Here is a 26,209-nt window from a genome sequence, read left to right as displayed (position 1 = left end):
CAATTCCGTCGCGAGACCATACGATAGAGCGCGTGTCAGCCATAGGTGCCCCGCGCCGATCACGATCGCCGTTTGCCCGATATCGCCAGTCGTTGTGGCTGTTGACCGTCCGCGACCTCCGGGTGCGGTATTCGACGTCGATTCTCGGCTACTTCTGGTCGATCCTCGATCCCCTGGTCATGGCGGGTATCTACTGGTTCGTTTTCACCCAGGTGTTCGATCGCACGGTCGGCGCTCAGCCGTACATCGTGTTCCTGCTGTGTGCACTTCTTCCCTGGATGTGGTTCAACGGGGCGGTTTCTGACACCACCCGCGCGTACCTTCGCGAGGCCAAACTGATCCGTTCAACCAAGATTCCGCGCACAATCTGGGTCGCGCGCCTGGTGCTGTCGAAAGGCATCGAGTTTGTGGCGAGCATCCCAGTGCTGGTGATTTTCGCGATCGCTACGGGAGCAACTCTCCACTGGCAGGCCGTCTACTTCATTCCGGCGATCATCATGCAGACCGTCCTTACGATGGGCGTCGGGCTCATTGTGGCTCCACTGGTCGTGTTCTTCCGCGATCTGGAGCGCGCCGCAAAGCTGGCGCTCCGATTCCTGTTCTACGCGAGCCCGATCATCTACGGCCTCCCTGACCTGGAGCGAGTAAACCTTGAGTTCCTGGCTTCGTTCAACCCGCTGGCCGGCATCTTCTCGCTCTACCGCGCCGCCTATTTCCCGGAGCAGCTCGAGGGCTACCCGGTGCTGATCGCCGCGATCATGAGTCTGATCATCCTGGCCGTCGGTATTCTCGTCTTCAATCGAACCGAGCGCGCCGTATTGAAGGAGATCTGATGCCCGAGCCGGTTATCCGGGTGCAGGATGCGGGAATCCGTTTTCGGCGCAACCGCCGATCCCGGCGCAACTTCAAAGACCTGTTTGCCGGGCGAAACCGCAGAGCTCGAGCTGACGAGTTCTGGGCGCTTCGCAATGTTGCCTTCGACGTGCGGGCCGGCGAGGCGATCGGTGTGGTCGGCCGGAACGGGCAAGGCAAATCGACGCTGCTGAAGCTGGTGGCCGAGGTGATCCTGGCCGATGAGGGCAGTGTCAGCGTGAGCGGCGGAGTGGCACCGCTCATCGAAATCACCGGGGGGTTCGTCGACGATCTCACGGTTCGCGACAACGTCTATCTGACCGCTGGGCTGCACGGCATGTCCAGGGCCGAAATCTCGGCACAGTTCGACGAGATAATCGCGTTCGCCGAGATCGGTGACTTCATCGACACTCCCTACAAACACCTCTCCAGCGGCATGAAGGTGCGCATCGCCTTCGCCGTCATCTCACGACTGGAAGAACCGATCATCCTCGTCGATGAGGTGCTGGCCGTAGGCGACAAACCGTTCAGGGAGAAGTGCTACAAGCGCATCGAAGAGTTGCTCGCCGGAGGCCGCACCCTGTTCTTCGTCTCGCACAACGAGCGTGACCTCAGACGGTTCTGCACGCGAGGGCTGTATCTCGATAAGGGAGCTCTGGTGCTCGACGCCCCGATCAACGAGGTGCTGGCACGCTACAACGAAGACTACGGAATCTGAACCCCCAGATTCCTTCAGGCCCTCGCGGTACGGTGAGGCTATGCCGAAATCCAATGAGATCACGGTCTCAAGCCCAGCTGTTGCGAGGGGAATCGATCGCCTTCTCACAGTGCAGCGGCCAGTGGTGCTTGCGCACATCCGGAGCATCCGCCGGGGCCACCCGAACGACAGCCCTGAGGCGATCATCCGCATTCTTGAGCGCCGGTACCTCGCAGCGGTGACCACCGGCGGGGCTCTGGTTGGCGCGAGCGCAGCAGTGCCCGCCATCGGAACTGGCGCATCTCTCGCCCTCTCCGGGGCAGAGACAGCGGGCTTCCTGGAAGCGAGCGCACTCTTTGCGCAATCAGTAACAGAGATCCACGGCATCGTGGTGGATGAGCCAGACCGCGCCCGCGCCCTCGTCATGACCATGGTGCTGGGAACGGCAGGCAGTGACCTCGTGAAACAGCTCGCCGGGCAAGCCTCAGGAACTGGCACCGGAAAATCGGCGTTCTGGGGCGAGATGATCACCAAGAACCTGCCTCGCTCAGTCATGGGCCCCATTGCCGATCGCATCAAGGTCACCTTCGTGAAGAGGTTTGCCGTAGCCCAAAGCGGCAATGTCATCGGGCGCCTGATACCTTTCGGAATCGGTGCCGCGGTCGGTGCCGGCGGCAATCACCTGCTCGGCCGCCAGATCGTGCGAAGTTCCCGTGAGGCCTTCGGCCCACCGCCCGCCATCTTCCCCGGGTGGCTCGAGCCGGTCATCAAACTCCCGAAGCAACCGAAAGCCCCCCGGGCTCCCAAAACCCCGAGGCCCGAGGGACAGCGACGCGAAATTCGAGTGCCGTTACCGAACATCCGTCTTCCGAGGCGCAGACGAGCGGTGATCGCGCCCGATGATGCCAATCCACTGGCGCCGGGGGTGGATCCGCTCGCCATCGACCCGATCGCTCCCCCGCGATAGTCGACCACCGCCCGGCAGGTCGTTTACCTGACGGATTGTCGCGGCCGGTCTAGCTAGCGTCGGGCGAGCCGACCGCCAGATCGTCGAATGGATCGAACTCGTCGTCATCCTCGTCGTCATCCTCGGCGTGGATCGCGCTGTGGGTTTCCCACTCGGTCATCAGGGTACTGATCGCAGTGCGGAACCGTTGCGTCGCGACGCCCGGCGTCGTATCTCCGAAGTGCCGTTCAACCCAGTAGTGCAGCCGGCGATGCGCCTCCTCGTCGACCTGCACACGTTCAACGAACGCCACGACGTCCGCGGCATCGGCGCTGTTCAGCCACTCCGCCGCTCCGAGATAACCGCTCTCGTCAATCTCTGCCGCGGCGGAGATCGGCCGAGTCACCAACAGCGGGCGGCCGGTGGCCAGCCTGTCGTAGACCATCGCCGAAATGTCGGTGATCGCGACATCCGCAGCACCGAGCTGCCAGCCAAGTTGGGGGCTGTCGTCAAAGACGTGCTGGGCACCGGGATCGGCCGCGTTCGCCTTGGCTATCGCGGCGATGATCGCGTGGTTTGCCGCTTTGTAGTCATGGTCGACGACGCCGCTGCGAGGATGCGGCCGGTAGATGACGCGATGCTCGCCCGTGGCGAGTAACGCCGTAGCGAGATCCACACCGTGGCTGGCGATGGAACCGTAGGCGGCTGCTGACCTGTCGCCCTCCCAGGTAGGCGCGTACAGCACGACCGTGCGGTCATCCGGGGTGAAGGGAAGTTCGCCACCGAGGTGGTCGGCCTGTGGGCGACCGATGGGAATGGCTCGCTTCTCCAGGTCGAAGTCCCACAGCTTGTGGCCGAGACGGTCGAGGGCGGCTTCACCGGCAACAAAGCTGTAGTCGTATGCCTTGAACTGGTTGGTCGACATGTACATCTTGTCGCTCTCACCGTGGTTGATGAAGACATGCCACATGCGCCCGTACCTGAACATCTGGAAGTTGCGGGTGTTCTGGTTAACGTAGAAAACGATTCGGATCTGCTGGTTGTGCACGAACGTTTCGAGGTCGGCCACGCTTCGCAGGTAGTAGGTCGGCACGGGAGACTCTTCCCAGAGCGCCAGAGCCGCGCTCGGAGCCCGCGCAATGATGGCGACCGGCCAGGTCTCGGCGATCTCGGCAAGAGGCGCGAACCACTGCCTGACCTGGTACATGTTGACCTTCGCGTCGGCGAAGTAGACGGCGATCTGCACCGAACCCGGCGCCGGCTGCGGGTGCAGCTTCACCAGACGCGAGACCTGCGCCCTGTCGCGTCGCGACTCAAGAATTCTCTTCGTTAAGCGTCGAGCCGTGCGAATATCGCGACCAAGTGGCATTGAAACCTCCCCAGGGGTCGCGTCTATTAAATCAGGGGCGGACGTCCCGCACGCGCCATGCGCCAGACCGTTACCCACTTGATGCGTCTGCGGCCGGCCGGATTCTCGCGCCACCCGGCGATCCAACCCCCAAACCAGGCTTTGAGGCCCGCAGGGCGTCGCACCGACCTGATGAGCTGGATGCCCGTCCAGCTGCCCACATAGAGCGGAACGATCGGCCACGGTAGGTTGCGTTTGGCCAGCCAGACCCGGTTGCGGGCATTCAGCCTGAAGTAATACTCGTGCCTGGTCGGTTCGATGGCAGGATGGTGCGCCACCAGATCGCCCGCGTACAGCACACGCAGCCCCTGATCCCACACGCGCCAGGCGAGCTCGATGCCTTCGTGTGCGTAGAAGAACGGATCCGCCCATCCGCCCGTCGCATCGAAAACTGCGCGCGGCAGAAGAGTTGCCCCCTCCCACACCGAGAACACGTTTCCGGACTCGGTTGCCTCGCCCTTGCGAATTCGCGGGATCCAGCGGCGCGGATTCTCCACCCCGGTCGGGTCTTCGACCCGCGGCTGCAGCAACCCAATGCTGGGGTCGGCCCTGATCTTCGCGATGGCGTCGGCAAGGAAGGTCGGCGATGGGATGCTCGCGTCGTCGTCGAGGAAGAAGATGAATTCGCCGCTGACCTTCTCGGCGCCACGATTGCGGCCCGCAGGGATCCCCAGGTTTTCGGGGAGGTACAGCGACGCCACACCGGCTGGCAGCCCCGTGGGCTGCCACGAATTGCCCACCACGATCACGTCGAGGCTCACACCGGTTTGCGCGGCGAGGCTGGCGAGACCCCTGGCCAGATCATCCGGTCGCTTCCCCATCGACAGGGAGACGACACCGACGGTGGGGATGTCGAGCGAACTCAGGATCGCACCCGCTTCGACGCCATGATGGCGACGAAATGCCCGATCAGCGCCAGCACGGCAAGCGGCAGAAGGATGAGCAGCAACCAGCGCTCGGCGACGAGTGCCGGCAGGAAGAGCCCGACCACGGCGGCGGCGAACGCCAGCATGGTCAGTTCGACCGAGTGGTAGAGCCGGTGGAACGGGACGAAACGCGCGAGCCTGCGCAACTTCGCGACGAGACGCTGGCTCGGCTCGGCCTCACCCTTTCGGTCGCTGAGCTTCTCGAGCCCGGCGTTGGCCCTGGCCACGTGCACCATGTCGTTGAGCGCCTTGTTGAGCACGATCACGAGGGCGAGAGCAAACCCTGCCGTGGTCCAGGCGAAGTCTGCGGGAAACTCCAGGGGCCAGCCTGCGGCCCGGATGCCCAGCGCGATGGGGATGAGCGCTTCGGTCGAGTAGTGGCCGACTTTGTCGAGAAACACCCCGGCCGGTGACCTCGTATTGCGCCAGCGTGCCACCTCGCCGTCTGAGCAATCCACGAGCATCTGCAACTGGCCGAGGACGAGCGCGAGAGCCGCTCCGCCGATCCCAGGAATCAGCAGCGCTGCGGCGGTGGACCAGCCGACCAGAATCATGAGCCCAGTCACGCCGTTGGCACTGATGCTCGTCTTCAGGAGCATCCAGGTCAGGTATGGCGACAGGTCGCGCAGGTAAAGCGACGCCGTCCAGTGCTCAGCGTTCGCGCGAAGGCGCACCTCGGGAGGCTGTGTCACCTCACGGAGCTGGGCGATCGACGTCGGGCGGCCGTTCATCGTCACCTTCCCGTGCGTTCAGTGATGTTCCTGGTGAGCTTCAGGAACCCGAGCAAAAATCCAATACCCCAGCCAAAGTGGATGCAGGGCAAGACTATGAGATACCAGAGCCCCGTGCCGACTCCGTTGCGTGCCGCCCTCACCGATGCGGCGATGACAACGACCACATAGAACGCCGGAACCACGAAGGCCAGGGTCAGGAGGGTCGCGCCGGTGGCCGCGCCCACAATGCCCAGGATCAGCGTCGCGAGAATACCGAGCACTGCGGCGGGTGGCACGAAGTATCGGAGGGCGTTTGCGGCTCCGAACCGGCGAGCAAGTTCGCCTCGCCACATCCCGGTCGCCACGAATTGGCGGATCAGCTTGCGCAGGCTCGAGCGCGGCCGGTAGACGACTGTCAGTTCGGGGGTGAACCACACCGTGCCACCGGTGGCGCGCAGCCGACGGTTCAGCTCCCAGTCCTGGCCGCGCTTGATGTCCTCGTCGAATAGTCCGACCTCGACCAGCCGGTCGCGCCGGAAAACCCCGAGGTAGGCGGTGTCTGCTGGACCCGCCTTACCGCCGACATGATGCTGAGTGCCGCCCAGCCCCTCCGGTGAGCCGTAGGCGTGCGCGACGGCCTTCTCGAAAGGCGTGTCGCCAACCGCTTTCATGATCCCGCCGACGTTGTCGGCGCCAGTCTCCAGAAGCGTGGCTACAGCGATACGCGTGTAGTCGCGGGGCAGCACGGAGTGGGCATCCACCCGCACCACAACGGGGTTGCTCGAGGCGCGAATTGCGGCGTTCAGGCCGCCCGGTGTCGAACCCAGTTCGTTGGGGATGCTGCGAATCCTGGGGTCGATCGCCGCCATCGCAGCGATCACGTCATTCGTGCCATCCACGCTCGGCCCGAGGGCAAGAACGACCTCGAATGCGCCCGTGTAGTCCTGCGCGATGAGGCTCTCGACGGCTGCCTCGATGTGCTCGACCTCATTGAGAACGGGCATCACGTACGAGACGCCGGGAAGGCCGTCGGGCTGCTGCGCCATGGGGTCCAATACTTCAGTCGATAAGACCTTTGAGCCTAGCAGCGGGACGCAAAAAGGCGCGGAATCGCCGGTATGCCGACAATCCCGCGCCTCAGAAAATGCCTAGTTCAGTTGCCCCAAAGTGACGTCGACCTGCGCGGCCTTACCGTCGCGCACATACGTGATCGTCGCGGACGACCCGGCGGCGAGCGCACGGATCTGAGCGGTCAGGTCGGTCTTCCCGGTGATCGGGATGCCGTCGAGCTTCGTAATGACGTCGCCGACCTTCAGCCCGGCGGCAGTGGCTGCACCGTTCGACGTGAGCTCCTTGACGACAGCACCCACAACCTGGCTACTCCCGGTGGATGATGCCTCGTCCGTCACATCGCCGACCGATGCGCCGAGCAGCCCGTGCGTGGCGCTGCCGTTGGCGATGATCTCGTCCGCGACGCGCTTTGCGAGGTTCGCCGGGATGGCGAAGCCGACACCGATGCTGCCCGACTGGCCGTCAGCGCCGGAGCTGCCGGCAGACGCGATCGCAACATTGACGCCGATGATCTGGCCGTCGGAGTTCAGGAGGGCGCCTCCCGAGTTACCCGGGTTGATCGCCGCATCCGTCTGGATCACCGACAGCGCAATGGTGGACGACGATGATGCGCTCGGGGTCTGCCCCGGCACGTCGAAGTTGAAGAGGCCGTACGGGTCCTGCTGGGCATCCGGAGCCTGGTCGGCGGTGCCGCTCTCCTCGGGCACGGCCGACGACGCGATCGTGATGCTGCGGTTGAGGGCACTCACAATGCCATTGGTCACCGTGCCGGCAAGGCCGAGAGGAGCGCCGATAGCAATCGCGGTGTCACCGACATTGAGTTTGGACGAATCGGCGAATTCTGCCGGCTGAAGGTCGGTGACGCCTTCGATCTTGATCACGGCGAGGTCAGAGATTGGGTCGGTGCCCACGATCGTGGCGTTGAGCAGCCTGCCATCGTTGGTGGTCACTTTGACCGTCGCGTCACCGGCGGCTCCGTCGAGGGTGACCACGTGGGTGTTCGTGAGCACGTAGCCATCCTTGCTGAGGATGATGCCCGAGCCGGTTCCCCCTGAATTGCTGGATGCCACGCTGATGGTGACCACGGAGGGCGATGCCTTTGCCGCGACGGCCGTGATCTCGTTGACGCTCGTGGTGTCGTTGACGGTGATCGTTGTGGGGTTGGCGCTTCCGATTACGGGCGCTGACGCGCCGTTGGATGTGGCCCACAGGGTGGCGCCAGCTCCAGAGACTCCACCAATCAGCGCACCGACGGCGAGCGCTGCGACCAGAGCGACGGGAGCATTGCGCTTCGGGCGGCTTGCCGCTGGAGCACGAAATGCTTCACCGTTGTGCGGCGGCGGGGGCGGGCCCTGAGGGGTGACCGGCGGAAGCGGCGCGAGGGCGGACGGGACGGCGGCAGCCGGGGAGGTCACGGCTGCCGACGCAACAGGAGCCGACGCGGGGACGGCTGGTGGTCGCGGAGCGGTGGGGACCTGCGGGGAATCGTGCTGCTCGGCCGATTCGTGATTTTCTGCAGGGACCTGGGGATTTTCGGTCATGGGAACTGCTCCTCTCAACGGTGTAAGCATCCACCGCGAACCTGAGCATTCTATTTGGGCCCGCTGTGAGCGAGCCGCAGCTTTCGAGTATGTGTCAGCAGCCGGGACCGTGCGGGTTCACCGTGCATTCGCGCTCGACGAGCACAGTCGAAGCGCTCCCAGCTGTAGCCGTCAAGCGGTTTGACGGCAACCCCAGGGTGCCGCTGATCTGGGTCCAGCCACCGGCACCGAACCGGTACTCAGCCTCATAGATGACCGTGAGGTCGATCACGTAGGTTCCGGGCGCCCGGTAGACGTGGCTTCCGGATGTCGCGCTGAACTCGGCCACGCCCAAGGCAGCCCACGGCGCCCCTGGGGTGCGCAGCGTGGCGGCGGCACCGTCACCGTAGCTCCAGCGCCAGCCGACGGGGGTGAACCGGACGGAGGCAGGCTGGCCCAGCAGAGCGCCGTCGACGACCTGGGTGGTCGCGGTGGAGTAGAAGTTCGTGTCGAGGCCCACGATCATCCACCCGTTGGGTTCCATTCCCGAGATTCCCGTGGTCGGGCGGAAGCTCGCGATGTCCGCCAGGGTGATGGGCTGCGTGGCCGGAGGCACCATCGTAATCGTGAACGGATCACGGAAAACGCCGGCGCCCGGGCAGCTGTTGTTGGACGCCGGGGTTGCGCAGACATCCGGCGCCGGACCGGTGCCGGTGTCGGTGTCGTCAGTACCACCGACCCACGGATGTTGAGGGGTTCCGGGCTGCTTGACGTCGATGCCCAGCGTGACGTCGCTGTCGCCGACGCTTGGCGTCACGCAAAGACCAATATTGAATTCTGTAGCAGTACAGCTCGCTTGCATGGCGGATACTGGCGGAGCCATCCCGGTGGAGACAACAAAGGTTGCTGCGACTAGCAGAAGGATTCGCCCGACCATGGCTCGTTACCTTCCAGGCGAAGTTCGAGATCAGGGAATTCCGAAATCTCAAAAGTGACTTCAAGACTGTTCAGTGTCTGCCGATTGGCAGGCGTTACATCGCCCCCTGCCGAATCGTGAAATCGTGTCTCACTTGAGTCAGCACACACATATATCGACACCGAGACGTTTGAGTACTGCTGCAGTGTCGCATCGCGGAACGAGGTTGAGCCGGTTTGAGACATGCCTCTCGATACAAGAATGCTAAAAACGCCAGTCTCGCGTTTGAGCCATTCCTCCGTGACAAACGGCTCGAGACGCTGGGGGTTGACCCCTCCGTCCGCAGCAATCTGGTCTGACATCGCGAGGTAGGCCGCGTATGCGGCAGTGGCCGCGGCGAGCGCTTCCTCGTCGGAGGCGAACACGGGTGTTGAGCTCGCCTCGGGCGTGGGCGTGACGGTGGACGGTTGCGGGAGGCATCCACTCAACAGCAGCACAGCAAGCGCAACCAGGGCGATCGAGGTGCGTGCGCGCATGACCACACGCTAGCGCCGTTCGGCGCCCGCGGCCCAGACTTTCCACAGCCCGGCATCAGCCAAAGTTCCCGCCAGCCACCAAATGAAGGAGATTCTTCGGCACACCACCGCGGATCCCCGGAAACAGCGCACGCCAGCGGGAATCTCCTTCATTTGGGTGGGCACGTAAGCTTGCGGGATGAGTGTGACGGGGTCCTGGGAGCGCGCCGCCAGAGGTGCCATGCTTCTTGGCTCCGACGGCCAGCTGCGGCAGACGATTTTCGGCGAAATGTCTGCGCTTGCCGCACGCACAGGAGCCATCAACCTGGGGCAGGGCTTTCCCGACGAGGACGGCCCGTTCGAGGTTCTGGATGCCGCCCGCCAGGCCATTACGGAAGGCGTCAACCAGTACCCACCGGCACTCGGCATGCCGGTGCTGCGCGAGGCGATCGCTGCCCACCAGGAGCGCTTCTACGGGATACGCGTGGACCCAGACCGTCAGGTTCTCGTCACCGCCGGCGCCACCGAGGCTCTCGCCTCCACCATCCTCGCGCTCACCGACGAGGGCGACGAGGTGCTCACGCTCGAGCCGTTCTACGACGCGTACGGAGCCCTGATCGCGTTCGGCAAGGCCACCCACGTCACGGTGCCGCTGCGCGCCCCACACTTCCAGCCGGACCACGACGACCTGCGGGCGGCCGTGACCGACCGAACCCGGCTCATCCTGATCAATTCGCCGCACAATCCGACCGGATCGGTGCTTCCGCGCGACACCCTCGAGCTGCTCATCGAGCTGGCGTATGAGCATGACGCGATCATCGTCACCGACGAGGTCTACGAACACCTCACCTTTGGGGTTGAGCACATCCCCATCTCGAGCCTGCCCGGTGGTTTCGATCGCACCGTCACCATCTCGAGCGCGGGCAAGACGTTCAACACCACGGGCTGGAAGATTGGCTGGATCGTCGCCCCCGAACCGCTGGTGCAGGCGATCCTCGCCGTGAAGCAGTACCTGACGTTCGTCAACGGCGCCCCCTTCCAGCCGGCCATTGCGGTCGGGCTCGGGCTGGGCGACGAGTTCTTCAGTACCGCGGCATCCACGCTCGAAAAGAAGTGCGGCATCCTGAGCGCCGGGCTGAGGTCTGCTGGTTTCTCCGTCAGCACACCGCAGGCCGGCTACTTCGTGATCGCGGATGCCGCTGCGCTCGGCGTGACCGATGCCGCCGAGTTCTGCCGCGAACTGCCGTCGCTGGCCGGGGTCGCCGCCGTGCCGGTGAGCGCCTTCGTGCATCCCGATCGCCGCGAGGGGTTCGAGACCCTGCTGCGGTTCGCGTTCTGCAAAAAGGTGGATGTGCTGGAGCGGGCGGCCGCCCAACTGGCCAGCCTCAGCCTCTAGCCGCGCCTCAGAGCGCGTGCGTGCCGAATCTGCGCAGCGACAGCGCGGGGTTGACCTTGCGCACGCTCGACACACGCTCGGGCGAAATCTCGGCCACGGCGACTCCCGAAATCTCGCCGATCGTTACCAGCTCGACCCCCATCGGATCCACGACCATGCTGTTCCCGACGCCGATCGGCGGTGCGTGGTCAGCTGCGGCCACATAAACCGTGTTCTCGAGGGCCCGAGCCGTGACGAGGGTCCTCCAGTGGTGCTCCTTCAACGGGCCACGCACCCACTCCGCCGGCACGAGCAGCAGGTCGGCGCCGGCATCGACGAGCTGGCGCGACACCTCGGGGAACCGGATGTCGTAGCAGGTCTGCATGCCCACGGTGAAACCCTCCCACGCGAAGGTCTGCGGCGGCGCGATATCCCCGGCGCGCACGAAGTCAGACTCCCGCTGCCCGAACGCGTCGTAGAGGTGCAGCTTGCGGTACGTGGCCTCCACGACCCCAGCGGGCGAGACGGCGACGAGCGTGTTCGCGAAGTGGGTGGCATCCATTGTTTCGAGCATGCCGGCGACCAGATGGATGCCCAGTGTCGTCGCAATCTCTTTCAGGGAGCCGACGAATCGCCCTTCCAGCGACTCTGCCGCGGCCACCGAGGCCGGACCGATCTCGGGCTCGAAGAACGACGAGTATTCGGGGAACACCGCAAGCGTGGCACCCCGCGCTGCCGCGCTCTCGGCGAGGGAACGAATCATCCCGAGGTTGGCGGTGACGTCCGTTCCCGGGGCGAACTGGCAGACCGCAACGAAACTCATGCCGACTGCCACCAGTCATCGAACGGCGAGACCGGCACTGTGCGCTTGTGGCGGGTGTTGATGTAGCGCGTCTCGATGGCGACCGAGACCTTCTCGGAGACCTGCTTGCCCTCGAGGTAATCGTCGATCTCGGTGTAGCTCAGGCCCAGGTTGGCCTCGTCGGTCTGGCCCGGGGCGTCGTCGAGCAGGTCGGCGGTAGGCCGCTTGAGGTACAGGCGTTCCGGCGCTTCGAGGTGTTCGAGCAGCGCGCGGCCCTGACGCTTGCTGAGCCCGCTCAGGGGCAGGATGTCAGCACCGCCGTCACCGAACTTGGTGAAGAACCCGGTCACAGCTTCGGCAGCGTGGTCGGTGCCCACAACGAGCAGCCCAGACTGGCCGGCGAGCGCGTATTGCGCCACCATTCTGGAGCGCGCCTTGACGTTTCCCTTGGTGAAGTCGAGCATCTCGACCTCCGTGGCGTCGACATACTCAGCCTCAAAACCGTCGACCGAACGGTGGATGTTGAACGTCACCTGGCGGTCTGGAACGATGAACGCGAGTGCGAGTTGGGCGTCATCCTCGTCGACCTGCACGTTGTACGGCAGTCGGACCGCGGTGAATTCGGCCTCGATCCCTTCCGCGCGCAGCTCCTCTGCCGCGAGCTGGCACAGCCGCCCGGCGAGTGAGGAGTCCTGCCCGCCGCTGATGCCGAGCACGAAGCCCTTGGCGCCGCTCACCCGCAGGTATTCCTTCAGGAAGTCGATGCGCATCCGCACCTGGTCGGCCGGGATGATCGCCGGCTGCACGTTCAGGTCATAGATGATTCGTGCCTGGAGGGGTGTCATCCATCGAATCTACCGTCGAGGCGGGGGTGCTCGCCTACTCGACGAGGATGCCAGCGGCACTGGCGAGGTGCGGCGCCAGCATCGACAGCTGCACGTCGTCGATGGTGACGCCCCGCAGTCCATCGATCCCCACGAGTCTGTCGAAGGTGCTGCCGCGAAGGTCCACATCCTTCAGTGTCGCTCTCGTGAGGTCGAGGGTTCCGATGTGGCAGTCACGAATCGCGACCCGCTTCGCCGTGGCCCGCCCCAGATCGAGCTCGTCGATCGTGCAGTCGATGACCTCGACATTGGCGAGGGTGGCCCCGCGGAGGTTGAGGTAGCCGAGTTTGCTTCCGCTGACGTGCGAGCCCGTCCAGTGTGACTCGAAAAGCTCGGCAGATCCGACACGGGAGCCTGTGAGAAACACATCCCGCCACTGTGACAACGGAGCCGCCAGCACGGGTGCGTTGAGCGCCGAGATCAGCGATCCCCGGATTCGGATGCCCCGCAGCACACTGTCGGTGATCGTCACCTTGTCGAGGCGGCACTCGCTGAGCTCGGCATCCGTAAGGTCGAGCCCGTCGAGGTCGACGCTCTCGAAGCTGATGGCCTCCATCAGGGCACGCGGACCGAGGTCGCGGACGTCGCCCGCGACTCGATCCAGCGCGCGGTGGGGAGCGATGTGCGGCGAGTTGACCATGATTCCTCGGGCGAGTTGACGCGTTTTGTCGTTATGGCTGCCGGATAGCGGCAACCCGCGTCAGTTCGACGAGAGGGCGGGCATGACCTCACGCTCGAATAGCTCGATGCTGCTGCGGTCGTACGCGGCCTCCGGGAAGTAGTGGATCTGGTACCCCAAACCCCGCTCCGCCATGTCGCTGAAGCGCTCGACCAGCTGCTCGGGAGTTCCCACCCCGAGCGCCGTTCCCGTGCGGTACTCGGCAACGAACTCGGCGGCTTTCGCCTCCCCCAGATACGGCGTCACCCTCGCCTCGATCGCATCGATGCGATCGGAGACCTCAGCCTCGGTGCTCGCGACGATGGTGTTGTAGTTCGCTGAGCGCACGATCGCGTCGAAGTCTGTGCCGACCTCGGCGCAGTGCTCGCGAAGCAGCGCACTCTTGGCGTCGAACGTCTCGGGGTCTCCCGCGAAGTTCGTGTACTTCGCGTACTCCGCCGCGATGCGAAGCGTGACCTTCTCGCCGCCGCCGGCCACCCACATCGGCGGGCCGCCCTGCTGCAATGGGAGCGGCCTCACGATCGCGCCATCCACCTGGTAGTGCTTACCGTCGAGCGTCGCGGTGCCGGTCGTCCAGGCCTGGCGCATGATCTCGAGGCCCTCACGAAGCCGGGCGAGGCGGTTGCCAGCGCTCGGGAAGCCGTAGCCGTACGCCTTCCACTCGTGCTCGTACCAGCCAGCGCCGATGCCCATCTCGACACGGCCGCCCGAGATGATGTCGATGGTGGATGCCACCTTCGCAAGGTAGGCGGGATTGCGGTAGCTCATGCAGGTGCACATCTGCCCGAGGCGAACGCGCGAGGTTGAGGCGGCGAAGGCAGCCATCAGCGTCCACGCCTCGTGGGTGGCTTCTTCGGTCGGCACCGGGACGGTGTGGAAGTGGTCGTAGACCCAGATGGACTCCCACTGGCCCTGATCCGCGTAGGAGGCAAGGTCGCTCATCGCCTGCCACTGGTCTGCCGGCTCGATCCCGACGAGGTCGTGACGCCAGCCCTGAGGTACAAATAGTCCGAATCGCATACTCTCCAGCTAACCACGCCACGGCGCCCCCAGCACACACCGCACTCTGGCGGGCCAATTCCGTGCGCGAACTGCGGCAAATTGCGGGGAAAACCCGCGCCACCCAACATTCGCCGCGGTTCGCGGGGCATTTCCGCGCACCCGGGCGCTGAGACCCGCGTTAACGACGAAACGCCCTCCCGAAGGAAGGCGTTTCGTGTTATTCAGCGTTGCGGGGACAGGATTTGAACCTGCGACCTCTGGGTTATGAGCCCAGCGAGCTACCGAACTGCTCCACCCCGCGGCGTATTACAAGCGTAACACAGCGCGGGGTGGTGGCCCGACGATGGGCCCGAGGCTAGGTCGTTGCGGCGATCGCCTTCTTGATGGCAGCAACCATTTTCGCGTCGGCCTCGGCCGCGGCGACGAGATCGTTGGCCGCGTACGCTGCCTGTCGATCTGCCAGTGCCGCCTGGTAATCCGCCAGCGCCTTGCTCAGCGCGGCGTTGTCCGTCGGCGTCGTCGGCGTGGTCGGATCCGTCGGCGTCGTGGGATCGGTCGGCGTCGTCGGCTCGGTCGGAGTTATCTCGCCGTCACCGGCATCCGCCCCAGAGTCGCCGCCGAACAGTGTGTCGAGCGCCTGGTCGAGGGTGTCTTCGAACGCGATCTGGTCACCGAAGGAAACCAGCACCTTACGCAGCAGCGGGTAAATCGTTCCGCTGGTTGCCTGCACGTACACGGGCTGCACATACAGCAGACCGCCGCCGACGGGCAGCGTCAGGAGGTTACCCAGTTTCACCTCGGTCTCGCCGCGCTGGAGCAGGGCGAGCTGGTTGGCGACATCCGTATCGGTGCGGAAGTTGGTCTGCACCTGGCCGGGGCCGGGCTGCGTCGTCTGCTTGGGCAGCGTCAGCAGCGTCAGCTTGCCGTAGTCGTCCCCGGCATCCGAGTTCACCGCGAGATAACCGGTGAGCACGTTACGGGTCGAGTCAGCACTCGCCCTCGGGATGAAGGTGGAGTACAGCGAGAACGCTGGAGCGTCGGTACCGGGCACCTGCATCGTCAGGTAGTACGGGGGCTGCATGGTCTGCGCGGTTCCCACCGGGTCATCCGGCGTGATCCACTGGTCGTCACTGGAGAAGAACGATGCAGGGTCGGTCACGTGGTACGACCCGAGGATGGCCCGCTGCACCTTGAACAGGTCGGCCGGATAGCGCACGTGGTCGAGCAGAGGCTGGCTCATGTCGCTCATCGGTTTGACGGTGGCCGGGAAGATCTTTTCCCAGGTCTTCAGCACGGGGTCTTCGTCATCCCACGCGTACAGGGTGACCTCTCCGCTGTAGGCGTCCACGGTTGCCTTGACCGAGTTGCGGATGTAGTTCACATCATCAACAACGAAGGCAGGCTTCGGCGTGTAGGTATCAGCGATCATGTCGCTGAGTCCCTCGACGCGTGAGTACGGATAGTTCGTTCCGGTCGTGTAGCCGTCGACGATCCAGACGATCTTTTCGTCGACGACAGCCGGGTACGAATCATTGTCGAGGGTCAGGTACGGAGCGACCTTCTGTACACGTTCGCGGGGGTTTCGCTCGTACAGGATCTGCGACTTCTCAGTGACGGCATCCGAGAGGAAAATCTGTTCAGACTGGAACTTGATCGCGTAGATGAGCTTCTTGAATATATTGTCGAGCTTCGGCCCACCGTCACCGGTGAACGTGGTCGTCGCATTCTGGTTGCTGTCCTCGCCACCCGAGGGGTAGTCGAGCTCGATGGCCTTGCTGTCCGGGGCCCCACCCACGATCGAGTAGTCGGGTGATTGTTCGCCGAAGTACACGCGCGGCTCGAATTCACCGAGCGATCCGACGCTCGGGATGCCCGACTCGAGGAACACCGGCTCACCTTCGGACGATCGCTGGTTACCAAAAGCGGCAACCAGACCGTAGCCGTGGGTGTACACGAAGGTGTTGCTGTAGTCGGTCTGCGAGTCGCCGAGACCGGCCTGGTTGAGCTCACGGACGGCGATCACGGTGTCCTGCGTCTTGCCGTCGATGTCGTAACGGTCGACGTCGAGATGCTTCGCGAACTGGTAGTACTGCTTGAATTGCTCGAGCTGCGCGAACGCCTGTGGTGCGATCGCGGGGTCGAGGATGCGGATGTTCGCCGTCGTCTCGGCGTCTGCGCGGAGCGCGCCGGGTGTGGCATCCGAGGTGGCACTGTATGGCACCTCGGTGACGTCGGCTATTCCGTACGCTTCCCGAGTCGCATCGATGTTTCGCTCGATGTAGGGCGCTTCGAGGGTCTGCGCGCTCGGCTCGACCTGGAAACGCTGGACGATCCACGGGTAGAGGCTGCCGACGACGAGCCCGCTGACCAGCAGCAGCGCCGTACCAATGATCGGCAGGCGCCAGCGGCCGATGATGGCCGTCACGATGAAGAGCACGGCGACGACGGCTGCGATGCCGGCGAGGATGGCGCGGCCCGGGATCGTCGCGTTGGACTCGGTGTAGCCGGCTCCGGTGACGAGGAATCCCTGCGCGGACGAGTAGAGGGTCGTGTACTGGTCGAGCCAGATGCTCACGGCCTGTAGCGCAATGAAGATGGCTGCAGTGATGGAGAGCTGGATGCGCGCGGAGCGCGAGATGCGCACCTCACGCCCGTTGAAGCGGAGGGCCCCGTAGAGGTAGCTCGTGGCGAGCGCGCCGATGGCCGAAATCAGCACGACGGCTGACGCGAATCCCAGCGCCCCATGGAACATCGGGAGGTCGTAGAAGTAGAACGACACGTCGAGCCCGAACTGAGGATCGGTCTGGCCGAACGGCGTCTTGTTCAGCCACTGCAGGACAACCGGCCAGTGGGTGGAGGTCGAAACGCCTCCGAAGAGTCCGAGTACGACCGGAATCCCGACCATGGCCAGGCGGCGCAGCGGCTCGATGACCTGCTGGTAGCGATCGAGCTGCGAGTTGAGCTTGGCATAGACGGGCCTGGCGCGGAACGCGACCAGGATGCTCAGGTAGACGGGGATGGCCATGCCGAAGAATCCGACGAGGAACATCACTGCTCCCGCGATCCACTGCGTGGTCAGAACGTTAAGGAAACCGACCTGGTCATACCAAAGCACCTCGGTGTAAAGGTTCGACACCACGAAGAATGCGATCACCAGAACAGCTATGACCACCGCCGTAATGGTGAGGGTGACCCTCGTTCGATTGGTAGCGGCCGGTGAGGATTGTGTCGACACTGTCTTATTGCTCCTGCTGTTGGGGGGCGTCCCACCATCTTAAAGGGCAATCCTGCAAAACGATTGACCGCGACCGGCAGCGTCACCCGTCGCTAGGAGGCTGGGCAGGCGGGAAGCGAACTCGTGGATGCGCCAGTCTCGATCGCGGCCAGGGCAGCGAGCGCGTCATCCAGTGTCTTCACCGCCAGTACGGTCAGCCCATCGGGGATGTGGCCGGTGACTTCATTGCAGTTGGATGCCGGGGCCAGAAACCACGTTGCACCGGCATTCCGGGCGCCATACAGCTTCTGCTGGATTCCGCCGATCGACCCGACCTCGCCCGATCCACTGATCGTCCCTGTGCCAGCTACCTTCTGTCCGCCGTTGAGCTCGCCCTCGGTGAGCTTGTCGATGATGCCGAGCGCGAACATCATTCCGGCGCTGGGGCCACCCACGTTCTCGAGTTGAATCTTCACGTCGATCGGAAAGTCGTAGTCGCCCCCCGCGATGATGCCGATGATCGGGGCTGGGTCTGCCCCGGCGCTGAGGGTCGGGGTGATGTTGACCGTCCTGGCCTTTCCGTCACGGCTGATGGCGACCTCCGCCGCTTTTTCCACACCATTCGCTGCGATCTGGGCGCGCAGGCCCGTCACATCGGTGAAGGAGACACCGTTGACGCTGAGCAGCACGTCGCCAGCCGCAAGAACACCATCGGAGGGAGACCCGGCGGATGCCTCGACCACCGTGACCGTGCTCGGGAAGGTGTAACCCAACTCGCTGAGCGCTGCCGCGACCGCCTCCTTCTGGGAGTTGGCCATATCGATCGTTCCCTGGGTGTTCGAATCTTCGAGCGAAACGCCGGCGGGGAAAATCAGGTCGACCGGCACAACGGCCTTGCTCGGATCGAAGTAGGCGGAGGCGATCTCGAGCCAGCTGGGCAGCTCGTCACGGTTGCCACGGATACTCACCGTCAACATGTCGAGCGAGCCATCGACGGGGTAGGTCTGCTCATCCGGAATCTGGATCATCGGCACCTGCTCGCCACCGATCGTGACGTCACCGAGGGTGTTGTAGACCGGGCCCGGCTGCTCGATGACGTAGGGGGCCGGTATGAGCGCGACGGTAACGACACCGACAAGGCCGATGCCGAGGATGGTCCAGCTGAGCCACCTTCGTCGGGGGCTCGGATGGGGATCTGGTGAGATGTCGGCGAAGAGGGCCACCGGTTTGTCCTTACGCGCAAGATATGAAATCGGCTGTTCGCCACGGGCGCACAGAACGAAAAGCCCAGCCTAGGTGAAATCCCAGCCCGTTCGAACGTGCAGCGGCTAGCGTAGTTTGCATGGCTGAAGATTCGCGGGACGACGGTAACGAAGGCAATCCGGAAGACGAATTCCGCGACATGCTGAAGGACTTCCTCGCTGGCAACACCAGCATCGATCCAGCGAAGCTCGCGGGAGCCGCAGGGCTGCCGAACGACCCGGAACTGGTCGCTCAACTCATCAGCCAGCTTCAGGCCGCGATGCAGCACAGTGGCGACGGGATCAACTGGGATCTCGCTCTGCAGCAGGCCAAGGGCATCGCCGAGCGCGGCACCGTTGTGTCTCTGCCCGCCGAGCGCACGCAGCTCGAGCAGGCCCTGCACGTGGCATCCCTCTGGCTGGACGAAGCCACCACCATCTCTGAGCTGACCGGTACACCGAAACTGATGAGCCGCCAGGAATGGGTGACCGCAACGATCCCGGTGTGGACCCAGCTGGCTGAGCCCGTTGCCAACTCCATCGCCAGCTCGCTCACCGACGTGCTGACGCAGAGCGCGCCGGAGGGCGGAGAGCTCGACGATGTGATCCAGGGCGCGAGCAAGATGATGCGGAACGTAGGCGGCACCCTGTTCGCCATGCAACTGGGGCAGGTCGTCGGCCAGCTGTCCAGCGAAGTCGTTTCGGGGGGCGACATTGGAATCCCTCTGCTCGACGGCGGGCAGGTCGCCATCCTCCCCCAGAACGTGGCGGGTTTCGGTGCCGGTCTCGACATCCCGGCCGACCAGATCCAGCTGTACCTCGCCGTTCGCGAGCTCGCACACTCCCGGCTGTTCCGCCACGCCCGGTGGTTGAGGCTGCAACTGCTGACCTCGATCACCGAGTTCGCCAAGGGCATCAGCATCGATACAGACCGCCTTCAGCAACTCGCGTCAGACTTCGACCCCGGCAACCCGGAAGAGTTGCGCGATGCCATGACCTCAGGGGCCCTGATCCCCCCGAAGTCCGACGACCAGCTCGCCGCACTGGGGCGCCTCGAGACGATCCTCGCCCTCGTCGAGGGCTGGGTCGACGTCGTCACCGCGGAGGCGACGAAACGACTGCCGTCGAGCGCGGCGATCGCCGAGACCGTGCGCCGCAGGCGCGCATCCGGCGGCCCGGCCGAATCGGCATTCTCGACCCTCGTCGGGCTCGAGCTTCGACCGCGGCGCCTGCGCGAGGCTGCCGCGATGTGGCAGCAGGTGACGGATGCCGTCGGCAGCGAGAAGAGGGACGCGCTGTGGTCGCACCCTGACCTGGTGCCCACGGCCGCCGACCTGGACGACCCCACCGCCCTCATCGCTCGAATCACGAACGGCCAGCCCGAACCCGACGACATTGACCAGGCCATCGCGGACCTGCTGGGTGACGACACCACCGAGAGGCCGCGCGAAGAGTAGCTGTGGACGGTTCGCTCGGCGAACCAGCAATGCGGTCACACTGGGCGCATGACGCTCAGGCTCGACCCCCGGCTGCCGCTCGTATGGCGCTCGCCCTTCGACATCCAGGTGGGGGTCGACCCTGCCGTCGTGCGTATTGACGACGTAACCCTGGAACAGCAGAAGATGCTCGCCGCCCTCGCCGTCGGCACCAGCTCGTCAGGCCTCGCGATGCTTGCCGGCGGCCGCTCGCCCGAGGCGGCGCACGCCAGGGACGAACTGCTCGGCCTCGTGGCGCCGGCCCTGGAACCGGCCCCGCGGCCAGTCCTCGGCACGGTCGCCATCTCGGGAACCTCAGCGCTCGTCACGGCCATCGGGGGTCTGCTTGCCAGGCATGGCGTCGAGGTTCTGCTGGCGGTGGATGCCGCTGACCTGGCCGACACTACCCCCAACCTGGCCATCGTGGTCGGCCACTTTGTGCTGGCACCAGAGCTACACGCGGTCTGGCTGCGCCGCGACATCCCGCACCTGCCGGTGGTGGTGGGTGAAACGGCTACCGTCGTCGGGCCGGTGGTCGAGCCGGGCACGGGACCGTGCCTGCTGTGCCTCGAGCTGCACCACCGGGACGCCGACGTCGCGTGGCCGGCCATCGCATCGCAGCTGCTGGGGCGGCGCAGCGGTGCCGAAACCGCCATCCTCGTCGCCGAGACTGCTGCAGCCGCGGCCAGGATGGTGATCGAGCGACTGCTCAGCCCGGCCGGGATCGGCGCGGCGGAGTCTGTTCGCATCGACGGTGCCACGGGCGAGCGGCGGAGACAGGTGTGGCAGGTGCATCCGGAGTGCGGGTGTGCTGGCATCCCGGGCATGGAGGTAACAGGGCGTTGCCCGACGATTACCCCAGCTCGGCCAGAAACCGACTGGGCGAGCGCTGACCGGCGCGCCCCTGCTGTGGGCTGGTCGACCAGCTGAGCGCGAGGGACCGGCGAGCACGGGTCACGCCGACGTAGAGCAGTCTGCGTTCCTCCTCGACGGCGGCCGGGTCCTTGGCGTAACTGATCGGCACGAGACCTTCGGCGAGCCCCACGAGGTACACCGACTCCCATTCGAGACCCTTCGCGGAGTGCAGGGTCGCGAGCGTCACGGCCGACATCGTCGGCTCGTGCTGGCCCGCCTGACGCTCGAAGAGGTCGTCGACGAACTGCCGGAGGGTGGTGCCGTCTGGCGCCTCCTCGGCGAGGTGCATGAGCGCGTTGAGGGAATCCCAGCGGTCGCGCACGGCACCGCGGGTCTCGGGCGGCTCCTGCGACCAGCCGATCGAACGCAACACGTCGCTGACAGTCTTGAAGAGGGGCTCGACGGCGGTATTGACGGTCGCCCCGCGCAGCAGCATGAGCGCCTCCTTCACCTCCCGCTGGTCGAAGAAACGGCTAGAGCCGCGCACGAGGTACGGCACACCGGCATCGCCGAGCGCCGACTCCAGAGCCTGCGACTGCACGTTGATTCTGAACAGTACTGCGATGGACTCTGGCTTTGTTCCACGGGCGATCTCGTCAGCGATCGAGTTGGCCACTGCCCTGGCCTCGGCGCTGTCGGAGGCATAGGCGGTGGTGACCGGAGCCGGGCCGGTGCGCTCGCTGGCCGACCGGAGGGTGAGGGCCCCTGGCCGATCGCGCATGAGCCGGTTGGCGCTCGCCACGATGGAGGGGGTCGATCGGTAGTTCTGCTCCAGCCGCAGCACGACGGCGTCCTCATGCTCTGAGCCGAACCCGAGCAGGTAGTCGGGGCTGGCTCCCGCGAAGGAGTAAATGGTCTGGCTCACGTCGCCGACCACACACACGTCGTTGCGGGGCCCCAACCACAGCTGAAGAAGGTCATGCTGCAGTGGCGAAACGTCCTGGTACTCGTCGACCACGAAGAACCGGTACTGCTCCCTCACCTGCTGGGCGACACGCGGCTCGGCCTCGATCATGCCCGCCGCCGCCAGCAGCACATCCTCAAAATCGATCTGCCTGCGCTCATCCTTCACCGTCTCGTAGGCACCCTGCAGCGCCACCATCTTGTCGAGGGTGAGTGCGGGAGAGACGGGTCTGTTCTTCGCGGCGTACTCCTCGATCGACAGCCTCGACGTCTTTCGCCACTCGATCTCGGCCGCGACGTCACGCAGGGTTGCCGTGTCGAGTTTCAGCCGGAGCGAGTCTGCGCCGTGCGCGATCACCTTTGCCTTGCCCTCGAGCAGCCTCGGCATCGTGCCGCCGATCACCTGCGGCCAGAAGAAGTTCAATTGCGAGAGGGCGGACGCGTGGAACGTGCGCGCCGAAACTCCCCCGGCACCGAGGGCCCTCAGCCGTCCGCGCAGCTCGCCCGCCGCGCGGGCGGTGAACGTGAGCGCCATCACGCGACCGGGAGGGTACACACCCGTGGCAACGCCATACGCAATGCGGTGGGTGATCGCGCGGGTCTTGCCGGTGCCGGCGCCGGCCAGCAGACAGACCGGACCGAGCAGCGACTCGCAGGCCAGTCGCTGCTGGTCGTCGAGCCCGTCGAGCAGGGATTCAGAGGTAGTCAACGTCATTGACCGTCAAGGATGGGCCCGCCGTACCACTCCTCGATGATCGCGCGGGCGATCGAGGTGGGCCCAGGGAGCTTGATGTCTGGCAGGGCTGCGGTCAGTTCATCGCGGCTGAACCACCGGAGGTCGAGGATTTCGGTGCCGTCCGGGGTCGCCTCGGTGCCGTGATCCGGATCGACCGTCGCGGTGAAGCCGAGCATGAGCGAGGCCGGGAATGGCCAGGGCTGGCTGCCGAGGTACACGGGATCGACCACATGGATGCCGGACTCCTCAAGCACCTCGCGCTGCACGGCGGTCTCGAGCGACTCGCCTGGCTCCACGAAACCAGCAAGCAGGGAGTAGCGGTTGCTCTCCCACAGGGCATTTGAGCCCAGCAGCATGCGATTCTCGGCGTCCGTGATGCCGACGATGATGGCGGCATCGGTGCGGGGAAAGACTTCGGTATTCGAAATCGGGTCGCGCCGCACCCAGCCGCCCTTCTCCACGACCGTGGGCTCACCCGTGCGAGGGGAAAACCGGTGGGAGGCATGCCAGTTCAGCACGCCCAGTGCCTCGACCAGCATTCCGGCATCCCGGTTGCTCAGCGTGCTGCCCAGGAAACGAAGATTGCCCCATTCTGCTTCGGCAAGATGGCCGGCGTCGACGAACTGGACAGCAACAATCGGAGTGCCGACAGGTTCGGGGCTCGTGGTCGAGAGAGAGCGGCCGAGGTAAACCTTGATGTCGCCGTCGGGAATCGCATGGACGGGCAGAAGCGCGAGGCTCGTCGGCGACGAGAGCAAAGCCGAGCCCTGAAAGATCGGAAGAATGCGCGTGGCGGGGTCGGCCCACAGCTCCTCGAAGAGGTCTTCACGTTCGCGAGCGAGGTGATCCCTGTCCATCTCGAAGCGGGCGAGCGGAAGTCGTGAAGAAAAAGATTGAGACATGTATGAGGCGACCCCGTCAGAAGTGCGTGGCGTGAAGCGATTGCGTGGGGTGGGCGACCTACCCTGTCTGGTATGGCCAGATCCCATCTCACTCTAGCCGCGCTCGCCACCTCGGCTGTGCCGGGGCTCGACGTCGCCGGCGTCTCCCACTTCGGTGCGATCGAGGGCGGCGACTTCGACTCAGCACTGCTCACCAGCCGCGACGGCAAGCACTGGATAATCCGTGCTCCCCGCAGCATCCGCGCCGAAACTGAGCAGTCCGCCGACCTCGTCGCGTTGCGCGCACTGAGCACGGGCGTGCGCACACGCCTCCCGTTCGCCGTCTCCACCTTCTCCGGCCAGGCGCCCCTCGGAAACACCCGAGCGTTCGTGTACGAGTTCCTCTACGGCGCAAAAGTTGCCCTGGGCTCGATGGACGCGGGGCCGGATTCGCTGGCAGCGTCCATCGGAACCGCGATCGGCGCCATCCACTCACTGCCCACCAGCTTCGTGGCTGACGCCGGCCTGCCCGTGCTCACCGCCGGCGAATGCCTTCGCGCTGCCGTCACCGTCATGGATCGCGCGGCCGCGACCGCACTCGTGCCGGCGGCGCTCATCGCCCGCTGGCAGAATGCTGCCGACGACGCGAAGCTCTGGCAGTTCCAGCCGACCGTGATCAACGGCGCGCTCACCGCGACATCCTTCCTCAGCGCCGACGATGCCGTTACCGGCGTGCTCGGCTGGCAGGAGCTGCGGGTCGGCGACCCGGCCCGCGACCTACAGTGGGTGATCTCGAACGACGCGGTTGCCGACAGTGTCTTCGACGCCTACTCCCGCGCACGCGGAGCCACGGATCGCCAGGTACGTCAACGGGCCATGTTCTACGCGGAGCTCGAGGTGGCGAAGTGGCTGCTGCACGGCACCGAGACGCGCAACACCGACGTCGTCGACGACGCGGTGCAGATGCTGACCGGCCTGGTCGACAGCATCCGCAACGACGTCATGAATCCGATCGGCACGCAAACCATGCCGACCATGGCCGTGGATGAGGTCGAGGCGTTCCTCGCTCGCAGCGAGAAGGCCGTCTAGCCCACTCCCCGTTCGGCGGCGGCGCGGGCTAGTGCGTGGGCTGCAGGGGCTTTGTTGCGGGGGCGGGCACCCTGCGCTTGGGCACGATCGCGACCCACTTTCCCCGCTTCGCGGTGACGGCCACGCGCAGTTTCCCGCTTCGTGAGAGCAGGATGGCGATGACGATAGCCGCCAGGGTCGGCACCGCACCCGAGATGACCATCGCAGTCTTGGCGCCCAGATTCTCGGCAAACCAGCCCATCAGCGGCCCGCCGATCGCCTGGCCACCGACGACAACCATCACCCAGAAGGCCATGATTCGCCCCCTGATGGCGAGGTTGGACGACAGCTGCATCATGGTTTCGCCCGCGGTCATGTACAGCAGGCGCGCGAGGCCGATCGCGGGAAGCGCGACGAGGAAGAGCGGATAGAACGGCGCCAGTCCCGCGACGATCAGCATGAGCCCGTAGACCATCGCGCCGATCATGATGGTGCGCAACCGGAGGGTGGACCGACGCGTGGATGCGAGGGCTCCCACCAGCGCGCCGATGGCGGCCAGCGAGTTGTACAGGCCGTACCCGGTGGCGCCGGTCATATACACGTGATCGGCCATGCCCGCGAGAAGCGCCGGCATGGGCATCCCGAAGATGGCCACGAACGCGACCATGACGAGCGTCCAGAACAGGGTTGGCTTGCTGAGAACGTAGCGGGCTGCCTCACGGATCTGCCCCTTGTGGCGCGGCGCGCGCGGGGCGATGAGCAGGTCTTTCTTGCGCATGGCGACGATCAGAATGATGCCGATCAGTCCGGCGATCACGTTCGCGCCGATCGCCCAGCCCGAGCCGACCGCGACGATCAGGATGCCACTCAGCGCAGGACCGATGAGCGCTCCGAGGTGGAAGATCGAGGCGTTCACACTGATCGCGTTGCGGATGTGGCGCGGACCCACCATCTCGTTGACGAACACCGTTCGCGCCGGGTTGTCGAACACCTGCAGCGTGCCGACGGCGAGCACCAGAATGTAGACCGCGATCAGATTGGCGTTGCCCGAGATGGCGATGATCGCGAGCACCAGGTTCAGGCCGGCGATAATCGCCTGGCAGAAGATCAGCACCGACCGCTTCTTAAACCGGTCGGCAACCACCCCGGCGTGCGCCCCGAGAATCAGGGTCGGGAGGAACTGGAGTGCGATGGTCAGCCCTACGAGGGTGACGCTTCCGGTGATCTCGAGCACGAGCCAGTCGACGGCGATTCGCTGCGCCCACCCCGCCGTGTGCGCGATGAACTGGGCGATCACATAGAGGCGGTAGTTGTGCACTTTCAGGGCACCGAAGGTGTCACGCCAGGCCGGCCGCTGCATCGAGATCGCGATGGGTGTGGTCGGTGGTGCCTGGTCGGGTGTCAATGTCACCATTCCACGCTACGTTAGGCGTAGTCATACCAGCAGTGAATCGACCCTATAAGTATCAT

The 26,209-nt window shown here is 65.1% G+C and carries 23 protein-coding genes and 1 tRNA gene; 7 read left to right on the top strand and 17 right to left on the bottom strand.

Annotation, left to right across the window (positions count from 1 at the left end; all coding sequences use genetic code 11):
• Positions 1–23: 23 nt before the first annotated feature.
• The 3 genes from QMG83_RS04805 to QMG83_RS04795 are packed head-to-tail and all read left to right on the top strand — an operon-like array spanning position 24 to position 2,516.
• Positions 24–833 carry an ABC transporter permease gene (locus QMG83_RS04805; RefSeq protein WP_502949003.1) on the top strand — a complete coding sequence of 270 codons (810 nt, stop codon included), beginning with the start codon at positions 24–26 and terminating at the stop codon, positions 831–833.
• Entirely contained in the window at positions 833–1,570 is a 738-nt protein-coding gene (locus QMG83_RS04800; RefSeq protein WP_283504195.1) for an ABC transporter ATP-binding protein, read from the top strand. The genes QMG83_RS04805 and QMG83_RS04800 overlap by 1 nt, the downstream gene beginning before the upstream one ends.
• 40 nt (positions 1,571–1,610) lie before the next feature.
• Positions 1,611–2,516 (top strand): hypothetical protein, encoded by a 906-nt coding sequence (locus QMG83_RS04795; protein WP_283504194.1) that lies wholly within the window; start codon positions 1,611–1,613, stop codon positions 2,514–2,516.
• A gap of 49 nt (positions 2,517–2,565) precedes the next feature.
• Here QMG83_RS04795 and QMG83_RS04790 read toward each other — a convergent pair whose 3' ends face one another.
• The 7 genes from QMG83_RS04790 to QMG83_RS04760 all read right to left on the bottom strand — a co-directional run bounded on the left by QMG83_RS04790 (position 2,566) and on the right by QMG83_RS04760 (position 9,585).
• Positions 2,566–3,864 (bottom strand): CDP-glycerol glycerophosphotransferase family protein, encoded by a 1,299-nt coding sequence (locus tag QMG83_RS04790; RefSeq protein WP_283504193.1) that lies wholly within the window; start codon positions 3,862–3,864, stop codon positions 2,566–2,568.
• A 26-nt stretch (positions 3,865–3,890) separates the two neighbouring features.
• Complete coding sequence (locus QMG83_RS04785; RefSeq protein ID WP_283504192.1) at positions 3,891–4,724, bottom strand: glycosyltransferase family 2 protein; 834 nt, start codon at positions 4,722–4,724, stop codon at positions 3,891–3,893.
• A gap of 41 nt (positions 4,725–4,765) precedes the next feature.
• The gene (locus QMG83_RS04780; protein ID WP_283504191.1) at positions 4,766–5,560 is read right to left on the bottom strand and encodes a CDP-alcohol phosphatidyltransferase family protein; all 795 of its coding nucleotides are present in this window, start codon (positions 5,558–5,560) and stop codon (positions 4,766–4,768) included.
• A gap of 2 nt (positions 5,561–5,562) precedes the next feature.
• Positions 5,563–6,588, bottom strand: coding sequence for a glycosyltransferase family 2 protein (locus QMG83_RS04775; protein ID WP_283504190.1), 1,026 nt, complete (start codon positions 6,586–6,588; stop codon positions 5,563–5,565).
• 102 nt (positions 6,589–6,690) lie between these two features.
• Positions 6,691–8,154, bottom strand: coding sequence for a S1C family serine protease (locus QMG83_RS04770; RefSeq protein WP_283504189.1), 1,464 nt, complete (start codon positions 8,152–8,154; stop codon positions 6,691–6,693).
• Positions 8,155–8,248: 94 nt separating this feature from the next.
• The gene (locus tag QMG83_RS04765) at positions 8,249–8,950 is read right to left on the bottom strand and encodes a hypothetical protein (RefSeq protein WP_283504188.1); all 702 of its coding nucleotides are present in this window, start codon (positions 8,948–8,950) and stop codon (positions 8,249–8,251) included.
• Positions 8,951–9,045: 95 nt separating this feature from the next.
• Entirely contained in the window at positions 9,046–9,585 is a 540-nt protein-coding gene (locus QMG83_RS04760; RefSeq protein WP_283504187.1) for a hypothetical protein, read from the bottom strand.
• A gap of 178 nt (positions 9,586–9,763) precedes the next feature.
• On the opposite strand from QMG83_RS04760, the gene QMG83_RS04755 reads away from it, so the two are divergent.
• Positions 9,764–10,960 carry an aminotransferase class I/II-fold pyridoxal phosphate-dependent enzyme gene (locus tag QMG83_RS04755; RefSeq protein ID WP_283504186.1) on the top strand — a complete coding sequence of 399 codons (1,197 nt, stop codon included), beginning with the start codon at positions 9,764–9,766 and terminating at the stop codon, positions 10,958–10,960.
• Positions 10,961–10,967: 7 nt separating this feature from the next.
• Here QMG83_RS04755 and QMG83_RS04750 read toward each other — a convergent pair whose 3' ends face one another.
• The 7 genes from QMG83_RS04750 to QMG83_RS04720 form a co-directional block, all read right to left on the bottom strand.
• Complete coding sequence (locus QMG83_RS04750) at positions 10,968–11,762, bottom strand: carbon-nitrogen hydrolase family protein (RefSeq protein WP_283504185.1); 795 nt, start codon at positions 11,760–11,762, stop codon at positions 10,968–10,970.
• A complete protein-coding gene (gene nadE / locus QMG83_RS04745; RefSeq protein ID WP_283504184.1) occupies positions 11,759–12,586 on the bottom strand; it encodes an NAD(+) synthase in 828 nt (275 codons plus the stop codon). Before nadE ends, QMG83_RS04750 begins: the two co-directional genes overlap by 4 nt.
• A gap of 34 nt (positions 12,587–12,620) precedes the next feature.
• Positions 12,621–13,265, bottom strand: coding sequence for a pentapeptide repeat-containing protein (locus QMG83_RS04740; RefSeq protein ID WP_283504183.1), 645 nt, complete (start codon positions 13,263–13,265; stop codon positions 12,621–12,623).
• 60 nt (positions 13,266–13,325) lie between these two features.
• Entirely contained in the window at positions 13,326–14,324 is a 999-nt protein-coding gene (locus tag QMG83_RS04735; RefSeq protein WP_283504182.1) for an LLM class F420-dependent oxidoreductase, read from the bottom strand.
• A gap of 209 nt (positions 14,325–14,533) precedes the next feature.
• Positions 14,534–14,607, bottom strand: a tRNA-Met gene (locus QMG83_RS04730).
• 54 nt (positions 14,608–14,661) lie between these two features.
• A complete protein-coding gene (locus QMG83_RS04725; protein WP_283504532.1) occupies positions 14,662–17,487 on the bottom strand; it encodes a UPF0182 family membrane protein in 2,826 nt (941 codons plus the stop codon).
• Between the two features lie 146 nt (positions 17,488–17,633).
• Entirely contained in the window at positions 17,634–18,743 is a 1,110-nt protein-coding gene (locus QMG83_RS04720) for a YlbL family protein (RefSeq protein ID WP_283504181.1), read from the bottom strand.
• A 119-nt stretch (positions 18,744–18,862) separates the two neighbouring features.
• Between QMG83_RS04720 and QMG83_RS04715 the strand changes: the two genes are divergently transcribed.
• Positions 18,863–20,218, top strand: a complete 1,356-nt coding sequence (locus tag QMG83_RS04715) for a zinc-dependent metalloprotease (RefSeq protein WP_283504180.1) — start codon at positions 18,863–18,865, stop codon at positions 20,216–20,218.
• 48 nt (positions 20,219–20,266) lie between these two features.
• Entirely contained in the window at positions 20,267–21,166 is a 900-nt protein-coding gene (locus QMG83_RS04710; protein ID WP_283504179.1) for a hypothetical protein, read from the top strand.
• On the opposite strand, the gene QMG83_RS04705 is transcribed toward QMG83_RS04710, so the two are convergent.
• Entirely contained in the window at positions 21,090–22,769 is a 1,680-nt protein-coding gene (locus QMG83_RS04705; RefSeq protein ID WP_283504178.1) for an ATP-dependent helicase, read from the bottom strand. The two genes, QMG83_RS04710 and QMG83_RS04705, sit on opposite strands and share 77 nt — an antisense overlap.
• Positions 22,766–23,692: an NAD(+) diphosphatase gene (gene nudC, locus QMG83_RS04700; RefSeq protein ID WP_283504177.1), complete on the bottom strand. Its 927-nt coding sequence runs from the start codon at positions 23,690–23,692 to the stop codon at positions 22,766–22,768. Before nudC ends, QMG83_RS04705 begins: the two co-directional genes overlap by 4 nt.
• 72 nt (positions 23,693–23,764) lie before the next feature.
• Here nudC and QMG83_RS04695 point away from each other — a divergent pair, with 72 nt between their 5' ends.
• On the top strand, positions 23,765–24,760 hold the full coding sequence (locus tag QMG83_RS04695) for a phosphotransferase (RefSeq protein ID WP_283504176.1): 996 nt from the start codon (positions 23,765–23,767) through the stop codon (positions 24,758–24,760).
• A 28-nt stretch (positions 24,761–24,788) separates the two neighbouring features.
• On the opposite strand, the gene QMG83_RS04690 is transcribed toward QMG83_RS04695, so the two are convergent.
• Positions 24,789–26,153 (bottom strand): MFS transporter, encoded by a 1,365-nt coding sequence (locus QMG83_RS04690; RefSeq protein WP_283504175.1) that lies wholly within the window; start codon positions 26,151–26,153, stop codon positions 24,789–24,791.
• Between the last annotated feature and the right edge of the window lie 56 nt (positions 26,154–26,209).

It is taken from the genome of Salinibacterium sp. G-O1, assembly GCF_030063305.1.
In the GTDB taxonomy this organism is placed as follows: domain Bacteria; phylum Actinomycetota; class Actinomycetes; order Actinomycetales; family Microbacteriaceae; genus Rhodoglobus.
Note: the sequence above shows the minus strand (reverse complement) of the source record. Positions and strands in the feature narration are given on the sequence as shown.

Excerpts from the sequence above, each read along its gene's own strand:
- QMG83_RS04800 (WP_283504195.1), top strand. The coding sequence starts at position 833 with ATGCCCGAGCCGGTTATCCGGGTGCAGGATGCGGGAATCCGTTTTCGG.
- QMG83_RS04795 (WP_283504194.1), top strand. The coding sequence starts at position 1,611 with ATGCCGAAATCCAATGAGATCACGGTCTCAAGCCCAGCTGTTGCGAGG.
- QMG83_RS04790 (WP_283504193.1), bottom strand. The coding sequence starts at position 3,864 with ATGCCACTTGGTCGCGATATTCGCACGGCTCGACGCTTAACGAAGAGA.
- QMG83_RS04785 (WP_283504192.1), bottom strand. The coding sequence starts at position 4,724 with ATGGGGAAGCGACCGGATGATCTGGCCAGGGGTCTCGCCAGCCTCGCC.
- QMG83_RS04780 (WP_283504191.1), bottom strand. The coding sequence starts at position 5,560 with ATGAACGGCCGCCCGACGTCGATCGCCCAGCTCCGTGAGGTGACACAG.
- QMG83_RS04775 (WP_283504190.1), bottom strand. The coding sequence starts at position 6,588 with ATGGCGCAGCAGCCCGACGGCCTTCCCGGCGTCTCGTACGTGATGCCC.
- QMG83_RS04770 (WP_283504189.1), bottom strand. The coding sequence starts at position 8,154 with ATGACCGAAAATCCCCAGGTCCCTGCAGAAAATCACGAATCGGCCGAG.
- QMG83_RS04760 (WP_283504187.1), bottom strand. The coding sequence starts at position 9,585 with ATGCGCGCACGCACCTCGATCGCCCTGGTTGCGCTTGCTGTGCTGCTG.
- QMG83_RS04755 (WP_283504186.1), top strand. The coding sequence starts at position 9,764 with ATGAGTGTGACGGGGTCCTGGGAGCGCGCCGCCAGAGGTGCCATGCTT.
- QMG83_RS04750 (WP_283504185.1), bottom strand. The coding sequence starts at position 11,762 with ATGAGTTTCGTTGCGGTCTGCCAGTTCGCCCCGGGAACGGACGTCACC.
- nadE (WP_283504184.1), bottom strand. The coding sequence starts at position 12,586 with ATGACACCCCTCCAGGCACGAATCATCTATGACCTGAACGTGCAGCCG.
- QMG83_RS04740 (WP_283504183.1), bottom strand. The coding sequence starts at position 13,265 with ATGGTCAACTCGCCGCACATCGCTCCCCACCGCGCGCTGGATCGAGTC.
- QMG83_RS04735 (WP_283504182.1), bottom strand. The coding sequence starts at position 14,324 with ATGCGATTCGGACTATTTGTACCTCAGGGCTGGCGTCACGACCTCGTC.
- QMG83_RS04715 (WP_283504180.1), top strand. The coding sequence starts at position 18,863 with ATGGCTGAAGATTCGCGGGACGACGGTAACGAAGGCAATCCGGAAGAC.
- QMG83_RS04710 (WP_283504179.1), top strand. The coding sequence starts at position 20,267 with ATGACGCTCAGGCTCGACCCCCGGCTGCCGCTCGTATGGCGCTCGCCC.
- QMG83_RS04705 (WP_283504178.1), bottom strand. The coding sequence starts at position 22,769 with ATGACGTTGACTACCTCTGAATCCCTGCTCGACGGGCTCGACGACCAG.
- nudC (WP_283504177.1), bottom strand. The coding sequence starts at position 23,692 with ATGTCTCAATCTTTTTCTTCACGACTTCCGCTCGCCCGCTTCGAGATG.
- QMG83_RS04695 (WP_283504176.1), top strand. The coding sequence starts at position 23,765 with ATGGCCAGATCCCATCTCACTCTAGCCGCGCTCGCCACCTCGGCTGTG.
- QMG83_RS04690 (WP_283504175.1), bottom strand. The coding sequence starts at position 26,153 with ATGGTGACATTGACACCCGACCAGGCACCACCGACCACACCCATCGCG.